This window comes from Nitrosomonas supralitoralis, from assembly GCF_003011925.2.
Lineage (GTDB): Bacteria > Pseudomonadota > Gammaproteobacteria > Burkholderiales > Nitrosomonadaceae > Nitrosomonas > Nitrosomonas supralitoralis.
Genome location: NZ_PXXU01000094.1, coordinates 1 through 5,363 on the forward strand (window position 1 = coordinate 1; position 5,363 = coordinate 5,363).

The 5,363-nt window shown below is 43.5% G+C and carries 6 protein-coding genes; 4 read left to right on the forward strand and 2 right to left on the reverse strand.

The window, feature by feature from the left end; genetic code table 11:
* A partial coding sequence (locus C7H79_RS16145; protein ID WP_106708278.1) for a type II toxin-antitoxin system PemK/MazF family toxin occupies nucleotides 1–294 on the forward strand: 294 nt, incomplete at its 5' end.
* Between the two features lie 136 nt (nucleotides 295–430).
* Here the strand turns inward: C7H79_RS16145 and C7H79_RS19600 are convergent.
* Complete coding sequence (locus tag C7H79_RS19600) at nucleotides 431–670, reverse strand: recombinase family protein (protein WP_197714662.1); 240 nt, start codon at nucleotides 668–670, stop codon at nucleotides 431–433.
* A gap of 360 nt (nucleotides 671–1,030) precedes the next feature.
* On the opposite strand from C7H79_RS19600, the gene ku reads away from it, so the two are divergent.
* From ku to C7H79_RS16165, 3 genes are all read left to right on the forward strand, one after another.
* On the forward strand, nucleotides 1,031–1,906 hold the full coding sequence (gene ku, locus C7H79_RS16155) for a non-homologous end joining protein Ku (protein WP_106708279.1): 876 nt from the start codon (nucleotides 1,031–1,033) through the stop codon (nucleotides 1,904–1,906).
* A gap of 5 nt (nucleotides 1,907–1,911) precedes the next feature.
* Nucleotides 1,912–4,446, forward strand: a complete 2,535-nt coding sequence (ligD, locus tag C7H79_RS16160) for a DNA ligase D (RefSeq protein WP_106708280.1) — start codon at nucleotides 1,912–1,914, stop codon at nucleotides 4,444–4,446.
* 428 nt (nucleotides 4,447–4,874) lie between these two features.
* The gene (locus tag C7H79_RS16165) at nucleotides 4,875–5,099 is read left to right on the forward strand and encodes a hypothetical protein (RefSeq protein WP_106708281.1); all 225 of its coding nucleotides are present in this window, start codon (nucleotides 4,875–4,877) and stop codon (nucleotides 5,097–5,099) included.
* Between the two features lie 68 nt (nucleotides 5,100–5,167).
* On the opposite strand, the gene C7H79_RS18565 is transcribed toward C7H79_RS16165, so the two are convergent.
* A partial coding sequence (locus C7H79_RS18565; RefSeq protein WP_206781772.1) for a hypothetical protein occupies nucleotides 5,168–5,363 on the reverse strand: 196 nt, incomplete at its 5' end.

Below are 5,363 nucleotides of genomic sequence, written 5' to 3' on the forward strand. Positions count from 1 at the left end.
GAGGTGTATTGGGTTAATCTCGATCCCACAGTCGGAACTGAAATCCAAAGAACTCGACCAGCTTTGGTGGTTTCCCCGGACGATTTTAATGATGTATTATCTAGGGTTATTATTGCGCCATTAACCAGTAAAGGACAACCGTTGGGTTGTCGCCCGCTAGTCGAATTCGACGGACGAATTGCACGGATATTACTTGATCAAATCCGAGTCGTTGATAAGCGTCGTCTACTCGGCAAAATGGGGGTTATAGACGAGCAACTATGGCATACAATTTTACTGGAAATGCTGGCATAAGCAGATTTTCCCCAGTCCGATCCGATAATAATTGTTTCATGAAGCCATTACCTCTATATATGTAGGCATTACTTCTATATCAACGTTTCGATACCGAAGGGACAAATACATCGTGGCTTTCAAGATTCCTAATTGTTCAGCAGTTATGCTTACAAAAATGCCGCTTTTTGTAAAAGGCTTCAGCAATGGTTGCCTTTTCTATTGCCAATTGACTCATCCTTTTAGGCCGTACTCCTTTGCGACCGCGGATCCGGGCTGATTTTAACCCGGCCTGTGTCCGTTCCCGAATTAATTCTCGCTCAAACTCAGTAAGCGAAGCTAAAATACCAAACACTATTTGTGCCGTCGATGTATTAATTGGATCGTTTAAACTGATTAACCCAACTTATTTCACTTAATCTTGTTGTCAGATGGATTAAATGAGCCAAGTTCCTGTCCAGCCTATCTAATTCCAATGATCAATGATCAATGATCAATGTGTCACCTTCTCGAACAATAAATTTTGCTATACAGCTTTTCCTAGAATTTTCTTACATGTTAATCATCGTACTGAGTAAATTTAAATTGTAAGCCATATTAATAAATCATATTTGTCTGAAATTATGAGAATACTCCTACTTCACTTTTAGATAAGGTTATTGATTGAATCTCCCTAACTAATTTATCTTAGATGATTGAATGACGAAAGTCACATGAGTGAATATTAAATATTAATTATTTTTATGAGAAGCACGACATGCCACACCGCCCTTACTGGAAGGGACATATCAGGTTGTCCCTCGTCACCTTTCCTGTCCGCCTTTATCCAGCCGTGACCCAGAGCGAGAAAGTTCGTCTCCATAAATACGATAAGGATACTGGCCAACGCATTCACTATCAAAACGTCAATGAAGACGGTGATGTGGTTGAAGCAGACGATATTGTCAAAGGCTATGAATATGAAAAGGGGGTTTTTATTCCTATTGAAGATAAAGAAATCGAAAAGCTGCGCTTAGAGAGCAAGCAAACAATTGATCTCGTTCAGTTTGCCGACCTGTCTTCAATTGATCCAATTTATTTTGATAACCCTTATTACGTTTCCCCGGATAGTAAACTTGCGCAGGAAGCTTATGTAACCATTCGAGATGCATTGAAGAAAAGCAAGAAAGTGGCCATAGGTCAGGTCATCATTGCAAACCGTGAACGCATTGTAGCGCTTAAGGCGTGCCGAAAAGGCCTTATTCTCGAAACCTTGCGATATAATTATGAAGTTCGCAAAGCCGAGAAATATTTTGAAGACATCGACCCCAATACCGAGTCAGAAAAAGATCAAATGGATTTGGCATTGGAACTTATTAAACGCAAATCTAGCGACTTCAATCCAACCAAGTTCAAGGACCTCTATCAAGAAGGCTTGAAAGAAATCATCGAGGCCAAGATGGAAAAGCGTGCCCCACGCGTTAAGGGTGAGAAAATGCCAATCGGGAAAGTCATTAGTATTATGGACGCCTTGCGCAAGAGTGTTGAACAATCTAAAGGCGGTAAGGGGTCAGAATCCCAGGTGAAAAGTACCTCTAAAAAGACCGCGCCGAAGAAATCCTCTGCAAAAAGTCGGTCAAGAATAACCAGGTAGCTTAAATGTCAATCGACCTTTTAAAAAGATATAACGAGAAAAGAGACTTTGGTATTACGGCCGAACCACAAGGCAAAGCTGGAAAATTTGCTAAAAAAAATCTGCGTTTTGTTATTCAGCTTCACGAGGCGACACGGACCCACTATGACTTTCGACTAGAATGGCATGGAGTAATGAAAAGCTGGGCAGTGACAAAAGGTCCGAGCTACGATCCGGCAGATAAACGGTTGGCAGTCCGTACCGAAGATCATCCGATGAATTACAACGATTTTGAAGGTGTCATTCCCGAAAAACAATACGGCGCTGGTCCTGTCATGATTTGGGATGAAGGAACATGGACGCCGGACGACGATCCAGACGAAATGGAAAAAAAGGGCCGTATCAATTTTACAATTGAAGGGAGTCGCATGAAGGGTCAGTGGCATTTGGTCCGAATGCACACGCCCGATAAACGTGAAAACTGGCTTCTCATCAAGAGCAAAGACGACTTTGCGCTAAACAGGACCAAGAATGCTGATTTCTTCACGCGTGAGAATACGAGTATCGTAACGGGCCGTACTATGAAGGATATCCGGAAAGCAGGATTTGGCAACACCACCAAACGTAACAAAGCGCCAAAATTTGATTCCCCTAAACCAGTATCGGAGCCCAACCAGGAGGCCTCCAACTCCACGGCATCGCTAGATGCTCTTTTAAAGCAGTACGATCACCCCGAACTAGCCACTCTCGTTAATCAGCAACCCGACGGTGATGCGTGGGTCCATGAGATCAAATATGACGGCTACCGCCTCATGGCTTTTGTCTCAGATGGAAAAATTGTTCTACGCACCCGAGGCGGAAAAGACTGGACCCATAAGTTTGAGTCTTTGGCCAAGGCTATCACTGAAGTGAATGTGGAGAATGCTGTTTTCGATTTGGAGGCTTGCGTTCTCGATCAAAATGGCAGGACTGATTTTGGGGCATTACAGGCCGCGCTCTCGGACGATGAACCCGAGAAGATTGAAGGCTGGGTTTTTGACCTCCTCCATTTAAACGGCAAAGACTTGAGAAAAGAATCTTTGATTGGTCGCAAAGTGTTGCTTAAGAAAATTTTAAAAAAAGTAAAAGGCCCCATCCATTATTCGGAGCATTTAGAAAGTGCTCCAGATCTTCTGGAAAAAGCTTGCAAAATTGGCGCAGAAGGTTTGGTTTCCAAAAAGAAAGATAGTCATTACTACGGACGACGGACCAAAGATTGGGTAAAAAGCAAATGCGGCCTTGAGCAAGAATTTGTAATAGGCGGCTTTATGCCTGCCAAGGATTACAATAAAGCCATCGGTGCGTTGTTGCTTGGGTATTTTAAGAACAAGAAATTTACCTACGCAGGTAAAGTTGGGACGGGTTTCACTCAAAAACTTGCTGAGGAGCTTTATCAAAAACTCATCACACTTAAATTAGATAAATCTCCCTTCCCAGACAAAGTGCCCAGAGGGGTACGCCAATATATTTATGTGAAGCCCGAAAAGCTGTGCGAGATATCCTTTATGGAATGGACGCCCGATGGCCATATCCGCCACGCATCCTTTAAAGGGCTTCGTGAAGATAAAAATCCTAAGGCTGTGGTGGAGGAAATGCCGCAGACTTTGAAAGAAGTAGCCAAGAGTTTGAAACCGCGCAAGAAGGCGAAGGCAGAGCAGGTGTCGTTTAACAGTGTAACAATTTCTCATCCAGAGCGTATTGTTTATCCGAATACTACAATCACTAAAGGAGATGTCGCAGAATATTACGCCAAAGTCGCGCCTTTAATGCTTCCGTTCATTGACGGGCGTTTGATTAGTCTTTTACGCTGCACGGACGGCATTGGTGGCGAATGTTTCTTCCAACGTAATGCCATGAAGGGCGTAGGCGATTCGGTCAAATCAAAAACCGTGACGCATAAGGTCAACAAGCACCAATATATCTACGTTGAAAATAAGGTGGGCATTGTGCAGCTAGCGCAAATGGGAACGATGGAATTTCATGCTTGGCAGAGCACTTTAAAAGATAAGGGTAAACCCGATCAAATCATTTTTGATCTTGATCCAGATGAAGGCGTTCCGTTTGAGGCGGTGAAACTGGCCGCAGGAGACATACGCAACCGTCTTAAGAAGATCGGACTTGTCTCATTTCCACGGCTCTCAGGCGGTAAAGGTGTGCACGTTGTTGCCCCGATAAAACCGGATCATAATTGGGACGAGGTTAAGGAATTCGCCCGTGAATTCTCAGAGAACATGGCGCGGGATGTGCCGGACGCATACGTCGCCAATATGAATAAGAAGAAACGCACGGGGAAAATCTTCATAGACTTCTACCGTAACGACTTCTCTTCCACGGCCATTGTGCCGTTTTCATTGCGGGCGCGAGCAGGTGCTCCGATCGCATGGCCTGTTACGTGGACAGAGTTGAAAAAATATAAGAAAGCCAGTGCCATTACTCTTAAAAACATTGACGCAACACTTCTGAAGCATGCTGAAAAAGTATCGGCAGAATTCTTGAAAACTTCTCAGGAACTTAAAATCTAATTTCGACCGGAAATTAACAATCATGAAACTTCTTCAGCTCCTACTTCCGCTAAATGATAATTTAGGAAAAAATTTCCGATAAAATTCTTTACGGACATTAAGGAAGATTTAACCAAAGGATTTAGCGGTGTTACCGCATTCTCGCAATCCCCAGCGGAAGGTGTTTGGGAGGAAGAGGCAGATGTGCAGAAAGATCAAATCATTATTTATGAAGTAATGGCCGCCGAGTTTAATCAAAATTGGTGGCACAATTTCACCAACAAGCTTGAGACAATACTTAGACAGGAAAAAATTGTACCTCGCTGGTTTGATGTTTCAACGTTTTAGTTGAGCTATGATCTTTAGAGTTTATGACAAGGGTGAAAGAAGCAGTGTAACCTATTGGTGAGGATCTCGGCAGATCAATAAACAAAATATGGAAACACTGCATGACAGATAGTAATGCTCTTAATCTGAATGCCCAAGCTGGCTGTTGGAGAGTTCTGGAAAGCTGTGGCTCACAGATGCTGTCCGGATACCGATCACAGCGGTGCTGGGAGCATAAAACCGCCAATGTAATGAAAAACTGCTCACAGCTTGCAGCACAACGTCAAGGCAGCACTACACAACATCTGGCAGGCAGCAAACACGAGAAAAGCGTATCAAGCATTTGATGATTGTATAGAGCGTTTAAGCCCAAAAATAATCCGAAAGCGATGCAACCGCCGATGGGACGGGCCAGCTACTTCGGCACGGCAAAATTCAACCCCAAGGTGTGCTGAAAAGCGTCTGCATGAATCTTAAAAAGGCTGCCAACACAATGTTCGTGAACAAGCCACCAAGGGGAGTACAGTCTAAATGCTGCATCAGAAGAAAACATTACTGTCCCGTTAACATCTAATTGAGGCGGCCTGATTTGCCCTGAATTGGTATAATAA